General features: G+C 53.6%; 1 rRNA gene (only partly in view). It reads right to left on the reverse strand.

The annotated features are described in order from the left end of the window. Nucleotides 1–921: ribosomal RNA gene (locus tag RSO41_RS18410) — 23S ribosomal RNA — on the reverse strand (it extends 1,272 nt beyond the left edge of the window). Nucleotides 922–1,107: the final 186 nt, after the last annotated feature.

Raw genomic sequence — 1,107 nt, forward strand, 5'->3', positions numbered from 1 at the left:
TCGCACTCACCGGTATTCGGAGTTTGCCTCGGGTTGGTAAGCCGGGATGGCCCCCTAGCCGAAACAGTGCTCTACCCCCGGCGGTGATACGTGAGGCGCTACCTAAATAGCTTTCGAGGAGAACCAGCTATCTCCGGGCTTGATTAGCCTTTCACTCCGATCCACAAGTCATCCAAAACTTTTTCAACAGTTCCTGGTTCGGTCCTCCAGTTGATGTTACTCAACCTTCAACCTGCTCATGGATAGATCGCCCGGTTTCGGGTCTATTTCCAGCGACTGGTCGCCCAGTTAAGACTCGATTTCTCTACGCCTCCCCTAATCGGTTAAGCTCGCCACTGAAAATAAGTCGCTGACCCATTATACAAAAGGTACGCGGTCACAGGACTTGCCTGCTCCCACTGCTTGTACGCACACGGTTTCAGGGTCTATTTCACTCCCCTCTCCGGGGTTCTTTTCGCCTTTCCCTCACGGTACTGGTTCACTATCGGTCAGCCAGGAGTATTTAGCCTTGGAGGATGGTCCCCCCGTCTTCAGTCAAGGTTTCACGTGCCCCGACCTACTCGATTTCACGTGACGCGGATTTCGGCTACGGGACTATCACCCTGTATCGTCAGGCTTCCCAGCCTGTTCGCCTATCGGTTGTCACGCTTAAGGGCTGCTCCCCGGTCGCTCGCCGCTACTGGGGGAATCTCGGTTGATTTCTGTTCCTCGGGGTACTGAGATGTTTCAGTTCCCCCGGTTCGCCTCCTGACCCTATGGATTCAGGTCAGGATACTCAGGTTACCCTGAGTGGGTTTCCCCATTCGGAAATGCCCGGGTCGCAGGTTGTTTGCCACCTCGCCGAGCCTTATCGCAGGCTTCCACGTCCTTCATCGCCTCTGGCTGCCTAGGCATCCACCGTGTGCGCTTCATCGCTTGACCATATAACCCGAAGGAGTCTGGTCGCGATGACTCAACGACAATTGCCGGATACGCTTGAGACGTATCTCTATGTCCTTTCTTTCGAAAGGAACTTGTCAGCATGGTTACATTGTTAAAGAGCGTTTAGAGCCATAAGCTCTAAGCTGTAAGCTTTAAGTCAACACCCTGTGGTGTCATTAAAGCACG

It is taken from the genome of Halomonas sp. I1 (assembly GCF_032334135.1).
Lineage (GTDB): Bacteria > Pseudomonadota > Gammaproteobacteria > Pseudomonadales > Halomonadaceae > Halomonas.